The sequence below is a fragment of the Nocardia sp. CA-129566 genome, assembly GCF_050956075.1.
GTDB lineage: Bacteria > Actinomycetota > Actinomycetes > Mycobacteriales > Mycobacteriaceae > Nocardia.
Window position 1 is genome coordinate 4,023,169 of the sequence record NZ_CP192085.1, and the last position, 23,684, is coordinate 4,046,852.

Annotated in this window: 7 protein-coding genes; 3 read left to right on the top strand and 4 right to left on the bottom strand. The window is 65.9% G+C overall.

Going from position 1 to position 23,684, the window contains the following annotated elements; genetic code table 11:
• Positions 1–71: 71 nt before the first annotated feature.
• From ACQP0C_RS17560 to ACQP0C_RS17570, 3 genes are all read right to left on the bottom strand, one after another.
• The gene (locus tag ACQP0C_RS17560) at positions 72–563 is read right to left on the bottom strand and encodes a transposase (RefSeq protein ID WP_433734580.1); all 492 of its coding nucleotides are present in this window, start codon (positions 561–563) and stop codon (positions 72–74) included.
• 516 nt (positions 564–1,079) lie between these two features.
• Positions 1,080–1,844, bottom strand: coding sequence for a hypothetical protein (locus ACQP0C_RS17565; RefSeq protein WP_433733950.1), 765 nt, complete (start codon positions 1,842–1,844; stop codon positions 1,080–1,082).
• Complete coding sequence (locus ACQP0C_RS17570; RefSeq protein ID WP_433733951.1) at positions 1,841–2,332, bottom strand: LuxR C-terminal-related transcriptional regulator; 492 nt, start codon at positions 2,330–2,332, stop codon at positions 1,841–1,843. Before ACQP0C_RS17570 ends, ACQP0C_RS17565 begins: the two co-directional genes overlap by 4 nt.
• A gap of 49 nt (positions 2,333–2,381) precedes the next feature.
• Between ACQP0C_RS17570 and ACQP0C_RS17575 the strand changes: the two genes are divergently transcribed.
• Positions 2,382–2,687, top strand: a complete 306-nt coding sequence (locus ACQP0C_RS17575) for a response regulator transcription factor (RefSeq protein WP_433733952.1) — start codon at positions 2,382–2,384, stop codon at positions 2,685–2,687.
• A 307-nt stretch (positions 2,688–2,994) separates the two neighbouring features.
• Here ACQP0C_RS17575 and ACQP0C_RS17580 read toward each other — a convergent pair whose 3' ends face one another.
• Positions 2,995–5,262, bottom strand: a complete 2,268-nt coding sequence (locus tag ACQP0C_RS17580) for a hypothetical protein (protein WP_433733953.1) — start codon at positions 5,260–5,262, stop codon at positions 2,995–2,997.
• Positions 5,263–5,902: 640 nt separating this feature from the next.
• Here ACQP0C_RS17580 and ACQP0C_RS17585 point away from each other — a divergent pair.
• Both ACQP0C_RS17585 and ACQP0C_RS17590 read left to right on the top strand, forming a co-directional pair.
• A complete protein-coding gene (locus ACQP0C_RS17585; protein ID WP_433733954.1) occupies positions 5,903–6,223 on the top strand; it encodes a hypothetical protein in 321 nt (106 codons plus the stop codon).
• A gap of 704 nt (positions 6,224–6,927) precedes the next feature.
• Positions 6,928–23,457, top strand: coding sequence for an amino acid adenylation domain-containing protein (locus tag ACQP0C_RS17590; protein ID WP_433733955.1), 16,530 nt, complete (start codon positions 6,928–6,930; stop codon positions 23,455–23,457).
• Positions 23,458–23,684: the final 227 nt, after the last annotated feature.

The window sequence follows — 23,684 nt, forward strand, 5'->3', positions numbered from 1 at the left end:
GTGTTCGCGAGCATGTACCTCGCCCTCTGCGGCATCTACGGCGGATCCACCCGACGCCCTGCCCTGTTCGCCTAGGCCTGCAAACCTTGGCAGTGGCAGCAGCAAACTCTGATCGATAGCATGAAAAGGACTGCACCATGAGCCGCTTGCTCACCAAAACCCTTGCCGCAGTGACACTTACCGCCGCCCTCAGCGGAGTCGCTGCGACTCCCGCGATCGCCGACACGCCGACACCCGGTACCGGATCCTCGCTCATCCAGACCGGCTCCGCCGGACTTCAATCCGGTTCCGCCGCGGTCATCAACCCGCTCTACGCATTGCTCTGCGCCCTCGCCACCGCCAGTGGCCAACCGGGCCCGCATATCCACCAGCACCGTGTGCACGAACCCCGGATAGTCGAAATCCAGACCACCAGCGGCGTCCTTCCAGCGGGCGTCGAACGTGAACCGCTCCACCGCTTCCCGATCCGACAAGCCCTCCAGCCGCTGCAGCACCATCACCACCGCCACGATCATCGGCGGCACCGACCGGCGCCCGACATCGGTGAACAGGTCAGCGAACATCTCATCCGGGAACAACCGACCGCATTCACGATGCAGCACACCATAAATCGAATCTCCAGCCACCCGATCGGCACAGAACTCCACCGTCGACTGCAACAGATCACCCTGACTCGGGACACGCCCCAAACTCACCCCAGCATTCTGCTCGAGACCAGGCAATAACCGCACGAAAAACACCAACCACCTAGCCCCCGTTGCGGCGATTGCGACTGCGACGGCGGCGCAGACTTTGGTGATACGAACACTGAACCTTTTTCGTCCTAACGAAATAGCGGGCTCTCTACCAGAGAAAACACCGATTGGTGCAGGAACTGTCGGTGTCTGTCAAGGACGTAAACGGCGCCAAAATCATTGTGATCAGATCCATGTCGGGCATATACCTGGTTGGGTGTCCCATAAGCTAATGCTGCACTTGGTGACGGTCGAGCTATGTCGCCAGCAGCGGTAAACCGGTGCATAGCGGCTTGGCCAAGTGGTCCGGCGAGCCCAAAATGGTTGAGGCCCGAACACGCTTATTCAGATCGGTCCCGACGGGCCGTCGCCGCGGAGCGCTTCGGCCAAGGCTTGGGCCTGATTCGGGGTGATCCCAAGCGCGATAGGGATCTGGCGCGGGCTGTAGCGCCACGAGCAGACGGGCACCGGATTGCCCCCGGATACCATCCACGACGGTTCGGAATGCCCGTCGCCCGTGTCGGTCCCGAGCAGCTCCCGTGCGAACCGGGGCGCTACATCGTCTGGTGTACCGCAGCGAACGAGTGCGCGCGCGACGACCTCCCATGCGTCCTCTGGCGTGGCGGCGTCCCCGAGCATGGGCAAGAGAAGCAGGAGACGCTGTGCCGGATCGACGAGGCCCTCGGCGTCAGACGCGTGCTCCGGCACGCTCGCGGCGATGGCGGTCAACTCCGTCCAGGACAGCCCCGGCCCGGCCCACTCGGGCCCGCACTGCCCCAGATGCCCGAGACGGTCCCATGCAGGGTGGCGTACGACGAACTCGACTGTATTCGTGTCCTCGAAGTTGGCATAGATGGCGAAGGCTGTGTGTCCGCCGCCGAAGGCGACCCGGAACACAGGCCACGGCTGCTCGGCGTCGCTGAGACGTTCCAGCATCGGCTCGAACGCGGACGCCGCGACGCCGTATTCATCTGTGTCGGCCGACAGATCGCCCATCGTCACCAGCAGGTGAGCAAGCCAGAAGGCCGGTTCACGGGCGAGCTCCTCACCTGCGACCAACTCGGCGTCCGTGTACTCCGGGACGTCAACGCTCTTCGTGATGTCGCTCATATCGCGAGAGTATCGGTCTGCTCCGACATCCTGGCAGTAGCCTGCGGGCTCGCGAGGACTCCTGCGATTTGGATGCGAGAGCGGAGTTCGGGTTTGGCCAGGATCTTCGAAACGTGCTTGTCGACGGCGCGTTTCGAAACGGAGAGGCGATTCGCAATCGCCGCGGTGGTGCATCCCTCGGCGATGAGATCGGCGTCGGCGCGCTGGATGGCCTGCACCGCCTCGAGGCGAGTCGCGTGGTAGTGGTCGAGGTCCGCGATGGCCTTCCTCTGGCGGTTGTACGCGATACCTGCCCAGATCATGGCGACTGGCGGCGTGTTGCGCTGAATCAGCGAACGTGCCTGCGCCGCACAGGATTCCCTTACCGGACAGGCATCATGACAAATCTGCGACGCGCGACGCCATCGTGCCGGTGTTCCGGCATCGAGGTCCCAATCTTCAGGATGTTCGGCGCATGGCGCGGTGAGCTCCTTGCGATTGAGTGGCAAAACTGGCCTGGACATGGGATGAGTCGACCTCACGCGGGCCGATGCGCGCTTGCGCCAGTTCGGAATTCGTCGAGGCCGCAACCGCCTGAGCGGTCACACCAACACCGGGCAGCCAGCGCTGACGCCTGCCGAAAAACGCGTGGCAGAATTGATTGCCTTGGGCCACAGCAACTCGGAAATCGCAACTCGGACATACCTTTCACAACGCACAGTGGAGTCGCACGTCTCGGCCATACTGGCCAAGCGCGGCGCACAATCACGCGTGCAACTGGTGGCCAATGCCGAGCAGGGACTGCGGGCAACGCGCCAGCAGCACTCCAACGGCTCATCGTCGAATAAGAAGGCGAACCAGTAGCAGCTGTCGGCGCTCCGCCAAAGTCGGAATGATCTCAGACCCGCCTGGGCGGGGCAAGAGTGCGGTCGGGCGTTGGGGGGATGGTTTGGTGTGGTGGCGTGGCCGTGAGCCGGCGTGACGAAATGCTGTTGGTCCGGTGGAATGTGGTCACGCCAGGTAGCGTGCCCAACGCCGTCGCAAGCGAACCTGCTCCGAAAGCAGCGACCAGCACGTTCACGGCGTCAACGCCGGCATGCCGTGGGAACCGCCCGGAAGTGCCCAGGCTTTTCAGCGTGCAGGCACTTCCCGGCGTTCCGTGGTCGGCTGGTCAGAGATCCATGAGATCTGTTGTGAGACTGGTCAATTCGTTCTTATAGGTCGAAATGACGCCGACCATCAAGTCGGATTGGGATTCCTGCGTCTTGATGATGGTTTCGAGGACCATCACCTTCCGCCGAAGTTTCGCGATCATCCGCGCCTGATCGCTGATCGTCGTCGTTTGGTCGCGGATGACCGCCGCCGCACTGTCGCCGGCGGCGGACGCGTTCCCGTCGGCCAGTACGACTGGACTCGAATACCTCACCAGGTCCCCGGTTCCGGTCGGCACCAAACCCAGTTCATTTTCGGACTCGACAGCCGACACGTCTTCGGCGACTGCTGTTACTTCGGCTGCTTCACTCTCGGCGGGATCGGCCTCGGCGTGGGCCATGTGCTCGACCTCACCGACGGCTTCGCCCTCGACTACCTTCCCGTTTTCCGCAATCGCTACCTCTGCCACGGCCACCGGCTCTTCCTCCGGCTCCGCCGTGTCCTCAACCGCGGGCACTTCCTCAACTGCCGCTGGCGCTTCGGCCACTTCCGCCTCGAAGGGCTCGGCCTCATCCACTGCTTCAGCTAGTTCAACCGCACTCACCTCGGCCACGGTCTCCTCCGCAGTGAACGTCTCGCTTTCGGCGGCCACTTCGGTCTCGACATCGTCCGCGCCGTCGGCTGTTGCTTCTTCCTCGGCGACGACCGCTTCCACAACCACTACCGCCGACTCCGACTCGGCCTCGGGCAGTTCGACTTCGGTCACCACCTGTTCTTCGTCGGGCGCCGACTCGGCATCGACGACCTGCTCACCCTCGGCAACGGGTGACTCGGCCGCAGCCGCTACGGCCTCGGCCATCTCCTCGCCTTCAGCGGATGCCTCGCTGTCGGTAGCCTCCACCTCGGAGACAGCTTCGGTCACGGCATCATCGCTGGTTTCAGCTGCTGCTTCTTGGTCGGCGACAGCCTCCATGCTCACCACCGTGGACTCAGTGGCGGCTTCGGTCTCGGCCAGTTCGACTTCGGTCACCACCTGTTCCTCGTCAACCACGGAGTCGGCTTCGACGACGTCTTCCCCTTCGGCAATAGGCGGCTCCGTCATCTCTGCCTCAGCCACCGGCCCCTCCTCCGGCTCCGAAGCCTCCTCGACCGCAGGCGCTTCCACGGCGGTCGCCTCTACTTCGGCCACTTCCAACTCGAGGGGCTGGATCTGATCCTCTTTTTCAGCTACCTCAACGGCATCCACCTCGGCCTCGGTCCCGTCCACAGCGGGCGCCTCGCTTTCAGCGGCCGCCTCGGCAATAGGTGACTCCGTCGCCGCGGCTGCCTCGACCGCAGCTGCTTCGGCCTCGGCGGCTACCGGATCGCCCACTTCTGCGACGACATCCACCTCGGCCGATGAATCGGACTCGACGTCCGAACCGCCTTCAGCTACCGCCTCCGCATTCGAGGTGCCGTCCGTGACCGCCGCCTCGTCGGCCACCACCCCGGACTCGCTTTCGCCGACATCGCCGTCTGCGGTGATCGCGACTGCCGCCTCGGCATCGGCTTCACCCTCGGCGGCAGCCTCGCCTCCAGTAGCCGCTACCTCCGATTCCTCGGCAACCTCTTCGGTCTCAACAACCGACCCGGCTTCCGACACTTCACCTTCGGCTGCCGTTTCCGCTTCAGCGTCGACGGCAACACCACCGGCATCCTCCTGCGCAACCTCGGTTTCAGCAGCAGCTTCGCCCTCGACAGCCACCACCTCCGATTCCTCGGCGGCGTCCACAATCTCGACTGTGGTTTCGGCGTCGACAGCCGACTCGGCTTGCGGCACTTCACCTTCGCCCGCTGGCTCGGCATCGGCGGCTGCCGCCTCCCGCTCGGCTGTGTCCCCTTCTGCTTCGGCCTCAGCGACAGTTGCTTCGACAGCCGGTTCCTCGGCGGCGGACTCACCCTCGACTGCCTCGGCTTCGGCCTCGTCTACTGGCTCATTCTCGGCAACCGAGGATGCAGTTGCCTCGGGCGCCACGATTACGGCTTCCTCACCTTCGGCAACGGCCTCGTCCTCGGCCACCGCTACCGAAACCTCCTTCTCTGCTTCCCCTTCAGCAACCGCCATGTCGTCCTCAGCTGCCGGTTCGCCCTCAGCTGACACCGCCTCGCCCGCTGCGACAGACGCTTCGACCTCGGTCGCGGTGGCGGTGTCCTGGTCGGCTACCGCCTCCTCGCCTGCGGTAGCTGTCGTCTCCTCGGCGGCGGCCGCGTCGTCCGTGATCGTCGCCCGGTCGTCGGGAGTTGTCATATCTGCCTGGCCTTTCGAAAAGTTGATCCCCGCCTCGTCATCCCGGCGGCTATACGTTCGCTCGTAGTCGAGGTTGTCGCTGTCCGAATCCTGCGGTGATGGTGTGTAATTCAGTGGAAACGCGTGGACATCGGACGGTGCCTGGGAGCCCTGATCACCAACCGCCGGCTCGTCTCGAGCGGATTTGCCCGGTCGCGGTGCTCCGCGAAGGCGCTGCGCGGCCCATCTCGCGAGACTCCGCAACCCGAACCGGCCGCCGAGCATGTGCCTGTCCAACGAAACCATGACTGCTACACCACATCCCAGGTCTCCAACCAGCGCGAACGTCGGTACAGTAGCGGTTGTGCACGAAGCCGGCGAGACAAACCGCGAATGGTTCAGACAGCCGTGACCTGCTCGAGATCCGACGTGACAGCGTGGCGCGGAACCGTGTGGACTGTGCAGATGTAAACCGTTGCAGGCGTGTGTAATTCGATTCGGAGTTCGGTGAACGGTGTTGTAGTAGGTGCCTGGTCAACGACGACACGTTCGACGGGATCATGGACCGCATCCGTCCTCGCGGCAGGCTCCACCGCTCGATCCGGCATGGGAAGACGTCGTGGAGGTCTCCTTCCACCCGGTCTCGGCTCACAGCCGGCTGATGCAGTGGGCAGGCGAGGCCTCCTGGGAACTGGACTTGAAAGAGATCGACTACCGGGTGCGGTACTGCGCGCAGGGCATGGACCAGGCACGGCAGAAGGACACCAGACTCGACGATGAGCCACTGCTGGACCGTTACCTGCTGCAGTTCTGGCCCGCCCTGCCCGAGCCGGACCGCGTAGTGCGGCAGACTTCGGAGATCGCGGCCTCTTGGCACGACCATGCCCGGCGAAGATCGCTCTACAGCCCGGTTGTTTCAGGACTTCGTGGATTGGTGCGAGCACGAGCACGCCAGCAACCACCGCCTCCCACACCCGAATAACGCGCGGAAGCCGAGCTCCTGGCCCGTCTCGCCCAGCAACAGGTCGATCGGGAGCGGTCGGTTGAGGTGGTTCAGGCTGCGTGAGTCTTGGGGCGTTCGACGAGGTGACCGCGTTCGAAGCGGGTTGTGTGGTTCGGGTCGCGTATCTGCGCCGAACGGGAGCAGCGGTCCGTCGACGCCGCGGGTTGTTCCTTCCCACCCGGGAAGCAGCGGAAAATCTGCCCTTTGCTGGTTCCAGTGATCGCCCGGATGTCGTCGAGGGTCGCCTTACCGGGTTCGTCGCCGCCCATATGGGTGACCGCGCCCTCGATGATCCTTTGTTTTGTGGCCCGGCCTTTGGGTGAGTTGCACCTGCAGACCGTGGCGATTCAGTCGTCGATTCCCCGGTTCCAGGCGGGCCTCTAGGCCGTGCGGCGAGGATAGCTATGATTCTGCAACCGGTAAGTGCTCTGCTCCGGACGGACGCCGTTGTGACATCACGACGCCGCTGCCTGTGATTTGATAGGGCACAAATGCTCCAAAATCGATTCCTTCTCGCTTTGTTCGACACTGGTCCGCCAACGGTGGTGGCCGGGTTCCAGCCGGGTTCGTGGGTTTCGGCACAACCTGCGGGCTAGAGGCGAGAGGACTGTAGTACTCGAATGGATAGGGTTCGTCGTGCTGTTCGGGGTCGAATTCGCCGCAGATCGAGTAGCCCGCTCTTCATGCAGTTGCTGGTCGTCGCGGTCGAATCCGCGGCCGACGCGATCGCGATCAGCTACAACCCGACAGGCGAACCGGCTGATCAGCGCGAACTCACCTACACAGAGCTGGACGAGCAGTCGTCGCGACTGGCACGGGAACTGATCGATCGGGGCGTGGGCCCGGGCGACGTCATTGCCGTCGGCTTCACCCGCTCGATCGAATCGGTACTGGCCGTCTGGGCTATTGCCAAGACCGGTGCGGCCTACGTGCCGGTCGATCCCACCCTTCCGCCAGAGCGCAGCGCATACATCGTCGCCGACTCTCGGGCGGTGCTGGGGCTGACCAACTCGGCGCATCGCTCGCGGCTCGGCACGGGGATCTACTGGCTCGACATCGATGATCCGCTGCACCGCGAGCGAATCGCGGCACGGCCCGGACATCCGATCTCCTACGTCGATCGAGTGTGCGCGCCGACCGAACAGCATCCGGCCTATGTCATATACACCTCCGGCTCCACCGGTCGCCCGAAGGGCGTCGTGGTGACCCACGCAGGTCTCGCGATGCTGGTCAACGCTCAGCGAGAGCGCTATGCGGTCGATGGCGATTCGCGGGTGCTGCACGTTTGTTCGCCGAGCTTCGACGTCTCGGTGCTCGAGCTGCTGCTGGCCTTCAGTTGCGGCGCGACGCTTGTGGTGTCCCCGCCGACGGTGTTCGGCGGCGCCGAACTCGCCGACCTGTTACGTCGTGAGCGGGTCACGCACATGCTGATCACGCCCGCGGCGTTGGAGTCGGTTGATCCGGTCGGACTCGACGCGTTGCGGGTCGTGGTCGTCGCGGGTGATGCGTTCGGTCCTGGGCTGGTCGAGCGGTGGGCGGTCGCCGGGCGGTCTTTCTACAATGCTTATGGACCCACCGAGGTCACCATTCTCGCCACGGGCAGCGCAGAGTTGCTGCCTCGGCAGCCGATCACCATCGGCACCGCCCTCGCGGGTGTCGGCGCGGTGGTGCTGGATTCGCGGTTGCGGCCGGTACCCGCCGAAGTGACCGGCGAGCTCTACCTTTCCGGCCCGGCGCTGGCGCAGGGCTACCTGGGGCGGGCGGCGCTCACTGCGGAACGATTCGTGGCCAATCCGTTCGGCGCGGACGCCGGTACCCCTGGCGCGCGGATGTATCGCACCGGCGATCTGGTGCGGCGTCGCATCGCCGATGGCGCAATCGAGTATCTTGGCCGCTCGGATTTCCAGGTGAAGATCCGCGGCTTCCGTATCGAACTCGGTGAGATCGACGCCGCACTGACCGATCACCCCGATATCGAATATGCCGCGACTCTCGGCAAGGTCGCGCCGTCGGGCGCGACCGTACTGGTCTCCTATGTGCTGCCGCAGAACGGCACTTGCATCGATAACGGAGAACTCCTGCGCTTCGCGGGAGCCGCATTGCCCGGCCATATGGTGCCGTCCGCGATCGTTGTGCTCGACGAGATTCCCTTGACCTCCAACGGAAAGCTCGATCGGCAGGCATTGCCCGAGCCGGTGTTCGAGGCGGCGGTGTCGCGTGCTCCGGTGGGCGCCGTGGAATCTCGGCTCGCCGAGTTGTATGCCCAAGTGCTCGGCGTGCGGGTCGGGGCAGAGGACTCATTCTTCGCCGCCGGTGGCGACAGCATTCTGTCGATCCAGCTGGTGTCGCGGGCCCGTGCGGCAGGGATAGTGTTCACCCCCCAGGATGTGTTCGAGCAGCGCACCGTGGCCGGGTTGGCGCGGGTCGCGGTGGTCGGTGCCGAGCCCGTGCCGAGGCTCGCGGAGTTTCCCGGCGGCGGTGTCGGGGAGATTCCGCTGACGCCGGTGCTGGCCGCCTATCTTGCCGGCGGGAGGTCGTTCGGCCGGTTCACCCAGCACATGGTGCTCGCCCTACCCGAGCACATCGACCGAGCCGGTGTGGTGGCCACGCTTGCCGCGGTACTGGACCACCACGACATGCTGCGCGCACGGGTGTGGTCTGCCGACGGGCGATGGCAGCTGCGAACTCTTCCGCCGGGTGCGGTGGACGTGGACGCGCTGCTCACTCGTATCGACACGCCCGCGGGACTGAACATCGATGAGTTGTGTGGAACTGCCAGTGCGGCAATGGATTTCGCTCTGGACACGCTCGACCCGGCGTCGGCCCGGATGATCGCATGCACCTGGCTGTCTCGACCGGACGGCCGGGATGCGCTGATCATCGCCGCGCATCACTACGTGATCGATGGCGTGTCGTGGCGCATTCTGATCTCGGACTTGGTGACCGCGTGGGCGCAGCGCGATGGTGGGCACCGGATCGCCCTGCCCGGCGTCGGCACGTCGTTCCGGCGGTGGGCGCACGGTCTGGTCGAGGCGGCGACCGCCGCGGACCGTACCAGCGAGCTGTCGTACTGGCGGCAGGTGCTGGCCGTCGCTGATCCGCTGCTGGGCGCGCGGGCACTCGACCCGGGTGTCGACGCCGCGGCAACGGTGCGGCGTTTCACCGTCGCGGTGCCGGCCGAGGTCACCCATGCGGTGTTGACCGAGTTGCCGCTGCTGTATCGCGGTGGAGCCAACGACGGTCTGCTCGCGGCATTGGCTCTGGCGGTGCGCACGTGGCGGGCGAAAAGAGGTGTCGATGCCGCGGCGACGCGAGTACGGCTCGAGGGGCACGGTCGTGAGGAAACCGCCGTTGCCGGTGCCGATCTGAACCGCACTGTCGGCTGGTTCACCAGCATGTATCCGGTGGTGCTCGATCTGTCCGGAATCGACGCCGATGCTGTGTGGAACAACGGTGACGTGACCGCGGCGATGATCAAGGCGGTGAAGGAGCAGTTGCTCGCGGTGCCGGATAAAGGCATCGGTTTCGGCATGCTGCGTTATCTCAACACTGATACCGCGGATGAGCTCGGCGGTCCGCTGGGCCAGATCGGGTTCAACTATCTCGGTCGGATTTCCGCGAGCGACGTGCCGGAAGGGCTGACCGATCGGAGTTGGCTGCCGACCGCCGACTGGGGCACCCCGGAGGCCGACCCAGATCGGGCGATGCCCGCGGCCGCGGTGGTGGATATCAACGCGGTCGTGACCGATACCGACGCCGGCGCGCAGCTGAATGCGTCGTTCGCGTATGCGTCCGAGATCCTCGACGAGGCCTGCGTGCGGGAGTTGGCCGAGTGCTGGGTGGCCGCACTGACCATGCTTGCCGGACATGTGCACGATCCGGCGGCCGGTGGCCTGACACCGGCGGATGTTCCGCTCGTGCGGATCACCCAGGCTGAACTCGATATCTGGCAGCGCGAGCACCCTGGTCTGGTCGATGTCCTGCCGCTGTCGCCCCTGCAGCTCGGATTACTTTTCCTGACACAGCTTTCGGATGATTCGGCAGATCCCTATCTGCTGCAGTTGGCCGTGGAGTTGTCCGGCGTGATCGATCTGGATCGCCTGCGGCGGGCGGCGCAAACGGTGCTGGATCGGCATATTATCCTGCGGGCCGCGTTCGGAACTTCGGCGGCGGGCACTCCGGTCCAGATCGTCACCGAGGGTCTGGCGGTCCCGTGGCGGATCGTCGACACACCGGAGGCGGATCCGGCGTCGGCACTGGCCGCCGAAGCGCGCCTCGGATTCGATCCGACGGTGGCGCCGCTGCTGCGATTCACGGTGTATCGCACGGACTCCGGACGCGTACATCTGGTGTTGACCGCGCATCACATTCTGTTGGACGGCTGGTCGATGCCGTTGCTGATGAAGGAACTATTGGTTTCCTATGCGGCCGAGGGTGATTCGGCGCTGCCGCCAGTCAGGGCGTATCGGGACTATCTCGCCTGGCTGGCGCGATACGACCGGGACGCCACCATGCGGAGGTGGCGCGAAGCGCTGGCAGGTCTGACGCCGATTCGGCTGGCCGCGACCATGCCGCCGCCCGCGACGACGGCCGATGGCCACGGGGTCTGCGCCGCCGACCTGTCACCCGCGCAGACGGCGGCGCTGCTGAGGTTCGCCGCCGCAACCGAGGTCACCGTCAATACAGTGGTGCAGGCAGCATGGGGTCTGGTGCTCGCGGCCTGTGCCGGCGGCGATGATGTTGTGTTCGGCGCGGTGGTTTCCGGGCGGCCGCCGCAGGTCGACGGGGTCGACGAAATGGTCGGCCTGTTCGCGAACACCGTCCCGGTTCGGGTTCGGGTCGACGCCGATGCGCCGGTGCGGCAACTGCTGATTCGGCTTCAGTCCGAACAGGTTTCGCTGCTCGACTGTCATCACATCGGGTTGGCCGATATTCAACGCGCCGCCGGTGTGGGTGAATTGTTCGATTCTCTGGTGGCCTTCGAGTCGTATCCCGTCGACACCGATGGTTTGCGGCAGGCCCACGGGACGATCGACGGGCTGGAAGTCGTCGATCTCCAAGGCGGGAACTTCACCCACTATCCGGTGGCCGTCCAGGTCGAGTTGGGCACCCAGCTACATCTGCGGGTGCAGCACCGGCGCGATATGATCACCACCGCGACCGCGCAGGCGCTCGCCGAGCGGTTGCGGGTGCTGATCGGTGAATTCGTTGCGGCGCCGGAACGCACACCGGCGGAAATCAATCGGATCTTCGATGATCGCGGCGATTTGATCGCGCAGACGCACTACTGGCGCACCGCGCTCGAGGGGCTTCCGGATGAGCTGAACCTGCCTACGGATCGCCCGAGGCCGGCGGTGTCCTCCCGTATGGAAGCCTGCGTCGAGTTCGACATCGGTGCGGATTTGCAGCACCGGCTACACCAGATCGCACGGACAGGTGACATGACGGTGTTCACCGTCGTACACGCGACATTCGCGGCACTGCTTGCGCGACTGTCGGGTACCGATGACATCGCGATCGGCGCCCCCGTGGAAACGAATGGATCGGTCAACACGCTGGTGCTGCGCACCAGGGTGGCGGGTGAAATCTCGTTCGACGATCTGCTTGCGAAGACGAAAGACGTTGCCCTACAGGCATTCGCACGAGCAGACCTGCCCTTCGACGGGTTGGTGGCATTGCTGGATCCGGTCCGGTCGGCTGCGCGTCACCCGCTGGTACAGGTGATGCTGTCCGCCGGTGATCGGACTCCCATCGGCCGCGGGTTGTTCGATCTGTCCCTGCACATTCGGGAGAACCGAGACCGCGCGGGCATCGTCGCGAACCTCTCCTTCGCGCCCGATCTGTTCGACCGTCGCACCGTGGAGGTCTTCGCCGAGCGATTCCTCCGGCTGCTGGCGGCCGCGGTGCACCGGCCCGGGGACCCGGTCGGTGACCTGCCATTGCTCGGCGACGACGAACTGGACCTGCTGACCCGGGTCCACGACGACGATGTGCGGTCGCCCCGATTGCTGCCCGACCTGCTGACCCGCGGAGTCGCGCTGGGCCGGGACCGGGTTGCGGTGCGATACCAGGGTCGGTCGATCAGTTATGGCGAACTCGACGAACAGTCCTCGCGGTTGGCGAGAGTCTTGATCGATCGGGGTGTCGGTCCCGAACTGCCGGTCGCGGTGTCGCTGCCCCGTTCCTACGAGATGGTGCTGGCAGCGGTCGCGATCGCCAAGGCGGGTGGTGCGCACCTGCCGGTCGACCCGGCTCATCCCGCGGATCGAGTGCGGCACATGTTGACCGACTCTGGTGCGACCCTGGGCATTACCGAGTCCGAGTATGTCGACGGGTTGCCCGATGAGGTGGATTGGCTGGTGCTGGATGCACCGGCGACCGCGGTGTTGTGCGCCGGCAAGTCCGCCGACACGGTGACCGATGGCGAGCGGATCGTGCCATTACGGACGCAGCATCCGGCCTACGTGATCTACACCTCGGGCTCGACGGGCTTGCCCAAGGGAGTCGCGGTAACCCATGGCGGGTTGAGCGGTTTGGTCGAACATTCGGTCGGTCAGTACCGGCTCCAGCCGCACCATCGGTACCTGCATATCTGTTCACCGAGTTTCGATCCGTCGGTGATGGAATGGATGTGCGCGTTCTCGGTCGGGGCGACGTTGGTGATTGTGCCGTCGACTGTCCTGGGCGGACCGGAACTCGGTGAGTTACTGCGGACCGAGGGGGTGACGCACACGATCATCACTCCCGCGGTGCTCGGCACGGTCGACCCGGCCGGTGTGGACCAGTTGGAAGTGCTTTTCGTGGGCGGGGATGTGCTGACCCCGGAGCTGTTGGCCAAGTGGCAGCCGGGCCGCCGGTTGTTCAACGCCTACGGTCCGACCGAGGCGACGGTTATGTCATCGAATGTGGAACTGGTTGCGGGGCAGTACATCACGATCGGTAAGCCGATTCTGGGTAGCTCGGCGTTCGTGCTGGATTCGCGGTTGAATCCGGTACCGCCCGGGGTCGCGGGTGAGCTGTATCTGGCCGGTGCCGCGTTGGCTCGTGGCTACTGGAACCGCGCCGGGTTGTCCGCGGATCGGTTTGTCGCCAATCCCTGGGGTGGGCCGGGTTCGCGGATGTATCGCACCGGCGACCTTGTCCGCTGGTACGCGCCGCCCGAGGATCGGGCGGGGAATGTGGCCCATCCGTTGGCGGATTGGCAGCTCGACTATGTCGGTCGCTCTGATTTCCAGGTGAAGGTCCGCGGTTTCCGTATCGAGCTCGGCGAGATCGATGCGGTGCTCGGCCGGCATGGCGATATCGATTTCGTGGTCACGCTGGGTCGTGAAATGCCCGGTGGTGCAACGGCGTTGGTGTCGTATGCGCTCGCGGCGCCGGGGCGGGTCGTGGATCCGGTCGGGCTGCGGGAGTACGCGGCGGAGATTCTGCCCTCGCATATGGTGCCCGCGGCGATTGTGGTGCTCGACCGGGTTCCGATGACTTCGAATGGCAAGCTGGATCGTCAAGCGTTGCCGGAGCCGGTGTTCACGACGACGGTATCGCGTGCTCCGGTCGGCGCGGTGGAGTCGCGGCTTGCCGAGCTCTTCGCGCAGGTGTTGGGTGTGGAGCGGGTCGGGGTGGACGATTCGTTCTTCTCGGTCGGCGGTGACAGCATCCTGTCGATCCAGTTGGTGTCGCGGGCCAAGGCGGCGGGGATGGTGTTCACCGCGCGGGATGTGTTCGAGCACAAGACAGTCGCGGGGTTGGCCCGTGTTGCCGTGGTTGGTGACGAGTCGGCCGCGATGGTTCTGGCAGAGTTGCCCGGCGGTGGTGTCGGCGCGGTTCCGCTGACCCCGGTGCTGGCTTGGTTCCTCGCCAATGGTTCGTTCAGTCGGTTCGCCCAGAGCATGGTGCTCGGCTTGCCGGAGGGGGTCGATCGAGCAGGTGTGCTGGCCACTGTCGGCGCGGTGCTCGATCATCATGATGTGCTGCGCTCGCGGGTGTGGCAGGTGGACGGGTCGTGGCGGTTCGAGGTGTTGGCGCGTGGTGCCGTCGAGGTCGACGCGCTGGTAGCCGAGGTCCAGGTGCCCGCTGGTGTCGACCAGACCGAGCTGAACCGAATCGCCAACGTGGCCATGGATTCCGCGTTGGCCACGTTGGATCCCGCCGCGGGCCGGATGATCACGTTCACGTGGCTGCGCAGGCCCGATGCGCGCGATGCTGTCGCCGTCGCGGTCCATCACTATGCGATCGACGGTGTGTCGTGGCGCATCCTGATCCCGGATCTGGTGCTGGCGTGGGCACAGCGTACTGCCGGGCAGCCGGTTGCGCTGCCCACCGTCGGCACCTCGTTCCGGCGCTGGGCGCACGCCTTGGTGGAAGCGGCCGCTGCGACAGACCGTGCCGAGGAGGTCGGTTATTGGCAGCGGGTATTGGTCGCGCCGGATCCGCTGCTCGGCGCGCGTGCGCTGGATCCGGTCGCCGATACCTTTCAGACCAGGGGCGTATTCGATATCAGGGTTCCGGTCGAGGTCGCCGACGCGGTGCTCACCAAGATTCCCGCGCTGTATCAGGGCTGTGCCAACGACAGTTTGCTAGCGGCGCTCGCGATGGCGGTGCGTACTTGGCGGGCGCGGCGCGGTATCGATGCTCCGGTCACTCGGCTGCGGCTCGAGGGGCACGGTCGCGAGGAAGACGCGGTGCCCGGCGCTGACCTGACCCGCACGGTTGGTTGGTTCACCAGCATCAGTCCGGTGGCCATCGATCTGTCCGGAATCGACACCGAGGCCGCCCTCGCCGGTGGCGAGGCGACCGCCGCGGTGCTGAAATCGGTGAAGGAGCAACTGCTTTCCGTGCCGGATCGAGGCATCGGTTTCGGCCTACTGCGGCATCTGAATCCCGATACCGCCGACGCGCTGGCCGGCGATCTCGGGCAGATCAGCTTCAACTATCTCGGCCGCGTCTCCGCCGGTGGGGTGGTCGACGGCCTGACGGATGCCGGCTGGTTGCCGACTGGAGAACTGGGAGCCGTTGCCGCGGAGCCGAATCCGGACCTGCCACTGTCCGCGGTGATCGACATCAACACGCTCGTCAGCGATACCGCGGACGGCCCGCGGATGGTGGCGTCGTTCGCCTTTGCCGCCGCGATTCTCGACCAGGCGGCGGTGCGGGAGCTGGCTGAGGACTGGCTGGCCGCGCTCACCGCGATTGCAGACCACTCGAAGGATCCGGCTGCCGGCGGCCTGACTCCGTCGGATGTGCCGCTGGTGCGGGTCTCGCAGGTGGAGTTGGACCAGTGGCGGCGGACCCATCCTGGACTGTCGGATGTGCTGCCGCTGTCACCGCTGCAGGGCTCGCTGCGGGTGCTTATCGAACTACTCGACGGTTCGACCGACGCCTACATCATCCAGCTGGCGGCGCGGCTGACCGGCGAGCTGGATATGGAGCGGTTGCGCCGAGCCGCGCAGACCATTCTGGACCGGCACGCGAACCTGCGGTCGGCCTTCGTACCCACGGTCGACGGGACGCCGGTGCAGCTGGTGGTGGACGGGGTCGAGGTGCCGTGGCAGATTGTCGACGGCGTATCCGATGCCGAACTGCCGGAACTGCTGGTTGCCGAGCGGCGGCGCGGATTCGATCCGGCGGTGGCGCCCCTGCTGCGGTTCACGGTGTACACCACCGACTCCGGGGACTCGGGGGCGGCAGACGGCGGGGTGGGTAAGCACGTAGGGGTGGCAGCCGACGGAGCTTGCGGAGTCGGCGGGGTGGGTAAGCATAGCCACCTCGTGTTGACCGGACACCACATCTTGCTCGACGGCTGGTCGATGCCGTTGTTGATGAAGGAACTCCTGGTCCTGTACGCGACCGGTGGCGACACGTCACTGCTCGCACCGGTCCGGCCCTACCGCGACTACTTGCGGTGGATCGCGCAGCAAGACCGGGAGGCCGCGGAACGCGCCTGGTCGGAGATGTTGACCGGCGCCACCGCGACCATGCTCGCCCCTGAACTGGCGTGGCCCGCGGCAGCGGGCGACGGGTTCGGCCTGTGTGAATTCGAGCTGTCGACCGCACAGACCTCGGCGCTCACCGCGTACGCGGCTACGGCCGAGGTCACCGCCAATACGGTGATACAGGCGGCATGGGGTCTGGTCATCGCCGGTAGCACCGGACGAGACGATGTCGTATTCGGCGCGACCGTCTCCGGCAGACCACCGCAACTCGACGGTATCGGCGACATGATCGGCCTGTTCGTGGATGCCATCCCGGTGCGGATCCGGTTCGATCCGGACACGACGGTGCGGGCCCTGGTGGACGGATTGCAAGCCGAACAGGCGTCGCTGCTGGATCATCACCACCTAGGACTCGCCGCGATCCAGCGCATCGCCGGGTTGTCCGCACCCACACCGCCGTCTACGCAAGCTCCGTCGGCTGCCATCCCCCGTGGCGAGCTGTTCGACACGATGCTGGTCTTCGAGTCCTACCCGGTCGACGCCGAGGGGCTACAGCAGGCCAGCGGCGCCATCGACGGGTTGCGGATCGAGGAAATGCGCGGGGCCGACTTCACGCACTATCCGATCACCGTTGTGGTCTTTCTGGATACCCGCACGCTGGTGCAGGTCAAGTACCGGCGCGATATCGTCGCCGACGCGACGGCGCAGGCGGTAGGTGATCGGCTGCGCCGCGTGCTCGGCGATCTGCTCGCGACACCGGACCGTACCGCGGCCGATATCGTGCTGCTGTTCGCCGCCGAATTGGACGACCCGATCACCAGGTCCCGGTACTGGCGCACCGCGTTGGCGGGGCTGCCCGACCAGTTGGAGCTGCCGACGCAGCGGCCGCGCATCGCGGTGCGGTCCGATGTCCGTGGGCGGGTGGAGTTCTCGGTGCCCAACGAGGTACACCTGGGTCTCCGACGGCTGGCGCGCACGGCGGGCGTGACATGGTCCACGGTGGTGCGCACGGCATTGGCGGTAGTACTCGCGCGACTATCGGGCGCCGACGACATCGTGATCGGGACACCGACGCCGGGCAGCCACCGAGCCGAGTTGGTGCTGCGTACCCGCGTGGATCGGTGCGCGCGCTTCGTCGACCTTCTACCGGACGCACACCGCGATGAACTGCAAGGGTTCGCGCACGCCGGTATTCCGTTCGACGAGTTGGTCGATCTGCTGGGAGCGCGGCGGTCGCCGGGTCGGCATCCCCTGTTCCAGGTGGCTCTGTCGTTCGAGAGTCCGCTGGATGCGGTCGGAGATCTGGCACTGGCCATCTCGGCCGCCGATGGTGACTCGGCCCAGATGCGCGGCGAGATGTCTTTCGTGCGTGATCTTTTCGATGATGGTACGACGGAGATGTTTGCCCAGCGGTTCGTTCGGGTGCTGGCGGCGATCGCGGACAAGCCCGCGACGCGGGTGAGCGATCTGCCGTTGTTGGCCGAGGACGAGTACGAGTGGCTGACCCGGATGGGCGGCGGCGCCCCGGTTACCGTCGGGCTGCTGCCGGATCTGCTGGCCAGAGGGGTCGAACTCGGGCGTGATCGCGTCGCGGTGCGCGACGCGGGGCGGGCGTACACCTACGGTGAGCTGGATGAGCTGTCGTCGCGTCTGGCGCGTGTACTGATCGATCGAGGTGTCGCGCCGGAGACGGTGGTGGCGCTGGCGATGCGACGTTCGTACGAGATGATCGCCGCGGTATGGGCGGTTGCCAAGGCGGGTGGCGCGTATGTGCCGGTCGATCCGACCTATCCGGTCGACCGGGTGCGGCACGTGGTGACCGATTCCGGTGCGGTGATGGGCATTACGGTCGCTCAGCAGGCCGATCTACCCGACGCGGTGGATTGGCTGGTGTTCGATGATCCCGCGGTGCTGGCTCGCTGCGCCGCCCACTCGGCGGCCGCGGTGACCGACGCGGACCGGCGTGCGCCGCTGCGCATATCGCATCCGGCCTATGTGATCTACACGTCGGGGTCGACGGGATTACCCAAGGGGGTCGCCGTCACTCATGCCGGGCTCGGTGGACTCATCGGCCACACCGTCGACATGCTCGGACTCAAGCCGCAACATCGGATGCTGCATGTGTGTTCGCCGAGTTTCGACCAATCGGTCGAGGAGTGGTCCAGCGCCTTCTACAGCGGCGCCACCCTGGTGATCGCCGCACCGGATATCGTCGGCGGCACCGAACTGCACGACCTGCTGCGTGGCGAACGGGTGACGCATACGATCATCACCCCGGCGCTGCTCGGCACAGTAGATCCCTCCGGCCTGGACGACTTGGAGGTGGTGTCCGCAGGTGGCGAGGCCACCACACCCGAACTGCTGGCCAGGTGGCAGCCGGGTCGCCGTTTCATCAACGGATACGGTCCGACCGAGGTGACGATCGGCGCCACCTACACCACTCTGCGTGCGGGACAACGGGTAACGATCGGCCGTCCGATACCCGGCGGGTGGGCGGTGGTGCTCGATGAGCGGTTGCACCCGGTGCCCGCAGGTGTTATCGGTGAGCTGTATCTGGCGGGCCCGGCACTCGCCCGCGGCTATCACGGGCGTTCCGGCTCGACGTCGGAACGTTTCGTCGCGAATCCATGGGGTGCGCCGGGCGACCGGATGTACCGGACCGGCGATCTGGTCCGATGGGTCGAGGTACCTGATGCCGCGGCTACCGGCTGGGAGTTGGAGTACCTGGGCCGTACGGATTTCCAGGTCAAGATCCGTGGCTTCCGCATCGAGCTCGGCGAGATCGACGCGGTGCTCGCCGCGCACCCCGATGTGGACTACGCGGTCACCATGGGGCGCGAAAACCCCAGCGGAGCCACGGTTCTGGTGTCCTATGTGATGGGCCGGTCGCTGGATCCGGATCACCTGGCGCGGTGGGCGGCGCGGAGCCTGCCATCGCATATGGTTCCCGCGTCGGTCGTGGTGCTCGACGAGATTCCGTTAACCGCGGTCGGCAAGCTCGACCGAAATGCCCTCCCCGAACCGCAGTTCGCGGCGCGCACCTACCGGGAACCGTCGACGATGGCGGAACGAACCGTGGCCGGTGTCTTCGCCGAGGTGCTCGGCGTCGAGCGGATCGGCGCCGATGACAATTTCTTCGAGCTCGGCGGCAATTCACTACTCGCCACGCGGGTGACAGCTCGCCTCGGCGTCGCGCTGGATTCCCGGGTTCCGGTGCGTGTGCTGTTCGCCGCGCCCACCGTCGCGGGTTGTGCGCGGGAGGTGGGCCAGCTCACCGGTACCAGGAGTCGCCGCGCCCTGGTCGCGGGCCCACGGCCGGAACGTATTCCGCTCTCGCCCGCACAGCAGCGGATGTGGTTTCTCAACAGGTTCGATACCGACTCGACCGCCTACAACATTCCTGTCGCGATCCGCTTGACGGGCGATCTGGATATCGCTGCGCTGGGGCAGGCCTTCACCGATGTCGTTGTGCGACATGAGATCCTGCGAACCGTATATCCGCAGCCAGCGGTCGGTGACTCGGGCGCAGCGGATCCGGTGCAGGTCATCCTGCCTCCCGGACACTCCGGCGTGCCGCGGCTGGAGGTCAGGACCGTCGGTGCCGCCGAGGTGGAATCGGCTGTGCTGGAACTGGTTTCGATGAATTTCGACGTGACTGCCGAGGTGCCCGTTCGCGCCGTGCTGTTCCGGGTCGCGGCCGGCGAATTCGTGCTGGCCATGGTCGTCGATCACATCGCGGGTGATGGCTACTCAGGTGGTCCTCTTACGCGTGATCTGGCGTCGGCATATGCGGCTCGCGCGCTGGGGCAGGCCCCGGATTGGTCGCCGTTGGCCGTGCAGTACGCGGATTACACTGTGTGGCAACGTGCGTTGCTCGGCAGTGAGGACCAGCCGGGATCGATGGCGGCCGAGCAGATCGCCTACTGGCGGCGGGCCCTCGCCGACCTGCCGGATCAGCTGGAGTTGCCGAGAGATCGGCCGCGGCCCGCGGTGCAGTCGTTCGCAGGCGGCAGAGTGGAGTTGCGCATCGATGCGCGTGCGCATGCCGCGCTGGCCGGGCTGGCACGGGCCGAGGGGGCCACGCTGTTCATGGTTGTCCATACCGCGTTGGCAGTGTTGCTGGCCCGATTGTCGGGCACCGACGATATTGCGATCGGCACACCGATAGCGGGTCGGGGCGAGGCGGTACTGGACGATCTGATCGGTATGTTCGTCAACACCCTGGTGTTCCGTACCCGGGTGGATGCGGATGCCGTTTTCGCGGAATTGCTTGCGCGGCAACGTGATATCGACGTCCAAGCGTTCGCCCATGCCGATGTGCCGTTCGAGCGGTTGGTCGAAGTGCTCAATCCGGTGCGCTCGACGGCGCGACATCCGCTGTTCCAGGTGGGGCTGTCGTTCCAGAATCTGGCCCCGGCAAGGATGGAGTTGCCGGGCTTGACCGTGGCGGGGTTGGAAACGGATCGACAGCTGTCGCAGTTCGATCTGCATGTGATCATGGCCGACAGCTACGACGAGGACGGAGTGCCGACGGGTATCGGCGGCTACTTCACCTACGCCACGGACCTGTTCGACGAGTCGACGGTGCAGAGTTTCGTGGACCGGTTCGTGCGGGTGCTGGATGCCGTGATCGCGGATCCGCGGGTACCGGTCGATGCGATCGATCTGCTCGCGACCGAAGAAAGTGTACGGATCCTCGCGGCGTGGAACGACACCGCGCACCAAGTGAATACGGCCACCACCTTGGTGTCGCTGCTGGACGAGACTGTCGCCGCCACACCGGGCTCGACGGCGCTGGTTGCCGCCGATGGTACTCCGATCACCTACGGTGAGATCGACGGACGCGTGAACAAGGTTGCGCGGTACTTGATTTCATTGGGTGTCGGCCCGGAGTCGCGGGTGGCGTTGGCTATTCGCCGTTCGGTGGATCTGGTCGTCGCGATGTATGCGGTGAGCAAGGCCGGTGGTGTGTACGTGCCGGTCGATCCGGATCAACCCGCGCAGCGCACCGACTACATTCTGGGGACGGCCGCACCGGTTTGTGTACTGACGAATGCCGATGCGGGTTTCGGGACCTCCGCCGCGCCGGTGGTGCTGCTGGATCGACTGGACCTGTCCGCGGTGGACGCGGCCCCGATCACCGACGGTGAGCGGATTGCGCCGCTGCGCGCCGAGCACGGGGCCTATGTGATCTTCACGTCGGGTTCCACGGGCCGCCCGAAGGGTGTCGCGGTCTCACACGGTGCGATTGTCAATCAGTTGGTCTGGAAGACAGCGCAATTCGGATTGACGGTCGATGACGCGGTGTTGTTGAAGACAGCGGCGACGTTCGATTTGTCGGTGTGGGAATTCTGGTCGGCCGCGGTCTGCGGCGGTCGCCTGGTGATCGCCGCGCCGGAAGGCCACCGCGACCCGGTGTACCTCAACGAACTGATGGCACGTGAGGGCGTGACCACGCTGCACGCGGTGCCGTCGATGCTGGACGCATTGCTGACGGGTCGGCTGCCGGATTCGTTACGCCGGGTGCTGGCCATCGGCGAGACCCTGCCTGCCGCGCTGGCGCGCCGTTTCGAGGCGGCGGCGCCGGAGACAGCGCTGTACAACCTGTACGGCCCGACCGAGGCGGCGGTGTCGATCACCAGCCATCAGGTGGGCCCATTCGATGAACCGGCCGTGCCGATCGGTCGGCCGGTGTGGAACAGTCAGGTGTATGTACTGGATTCGCGATTGCGGCCGGTTCCGGTCGGCGTCGCGGGTGAGTTGTACTTGGCCGGAGTGCAGTTGGCGCGGGGCTACTTCGGTAGCGCTGACCTTACGGCGGATCGTTTCGTCGCCAACCCGTTCCAGTCGGGTGCCCGGATGTATCGCACCGGCGATCTAGTGGCATGGAACGCCGACGGCGAGCTCGACTACCGGGGCCGTACCGATTTCCAGGTGAAGATTCGTGGCTTCCGAATCGAACTCGGCGAGATCGACGCGGTCCTGGCCGCCCATGCGGAAGTGGATTTCGCTGTCACGGTTGGCAGGGAGAATTCCACTGGGGCAACGGTTCTGGTGTCGTACGTGGTTGCCGCCCCGGACCGGGTGGTCGATCCGGATCGGCTGATCCGCTGGGCCGCACGGACCTTGCCGTCGCATATGGTGCCCGCGGCGATCGTGGTCCTCGACGACGTCCCCTTGACCCAGGTCGGCAAACTCGACCGCGCGGCGTTGCCCGAACCGGAGCTCGGGACCCGCGCCTACCGCGCACCGACGACACCGCTGCAGACCATGGTCTGCGAGATCTTCGCGGATGTACTGTGTCTCGATCGCATCGGCTTGGATGACAACTTCTTCGAACTCGGCGGAAATTCGCTGATCGCGACCAAGCTGACGGCTCGGTTGAGCGACGCGGTAGCCCAAACGATTCCGGTGATGTGGGCGTTCACCGCCCCCACCCCGGCGGGCATCGTCGCGGAGTTGTGTGCGCGGGGCGCAGAGGGTGCCGCCGCCGACGCGGCATTCGAGGTGCTATTGCCGCTGCGAACCTCTGGCACCGCCGAGCCACTGTTCTGCATCCATCCGATCGGGGGCATTGCGTGGTCGTTCGCCGGGCTGGCGGCCCACCTCGAGGCGGATCGGCCCATCTACGGTCTGCAGTCACCCGCGCTGGGTTCGGCGGCCCCGCTGCCGGATTCGATAGAGGATTGGGCGCGGCTCTACGTCAAACACATTCGTGCGGTGCAACCGGCGGGTCCCTACCACCTGCTCGGCTGGTCACTTGGCGGTGTGCTCGCGCATGCCATGGCCGTCCAACTCCAGGACGAGGGCGCGCAGGTCGCGCTGCTGGGCATGATGGACAGTCGACTACTCGACACCGCCGCCGAATCCACACTCGCGGGGATCGAGGTAACGGCGCCGGAACTGCTCGGTGGACTGCTCGGCGATCAGGCCGCGGAATTCGGCCTGGACGAAACCGTGGAATTGACCCAGCTGGCACAGCGGTTGAGCACGCTCCCCGAGCCGTTCGCATCCTTCGGGGCCGCGCGGATCGAACGGGTCGTGAGCGCGGCTATGGGTTCGGCGGCTCTCGGCGCGGCATATCGTCCGCGGTCTTTCGACGGGGACCTCGTCTACTTCGCCGCGACCCACGACGATCCGACGGGGTCCGTCGGCGCCGCGACCTGGTTGGCCGCAGTGGCGGGTTTCGTGCACAACCACCCGATTGCCACGACACACTGGCGGATGACCACCGATGCGGCACTCCGGCGTATCGCGGAGGTCCTGCACGAGTGGTTGTGACGCGACGATCCAGCGACGGCGAAGGCGTCGCCATCCACTCTGCGATCGGACACGTATCGGCCCCGGCTTCCAGGGTGTGGAGGTGTTCCGGCGCTATCCGATTGGCTACGTCCGGCAGACTCCACTGCCTGCTGCGGCCTCGGCGCAAAGGGCGCACCCGAATACGGTCGGCGCGGGGCGCTCACTGGTCTGAGGCGTAGCCTCCGTGCCACTAGCGGCGCAGTATG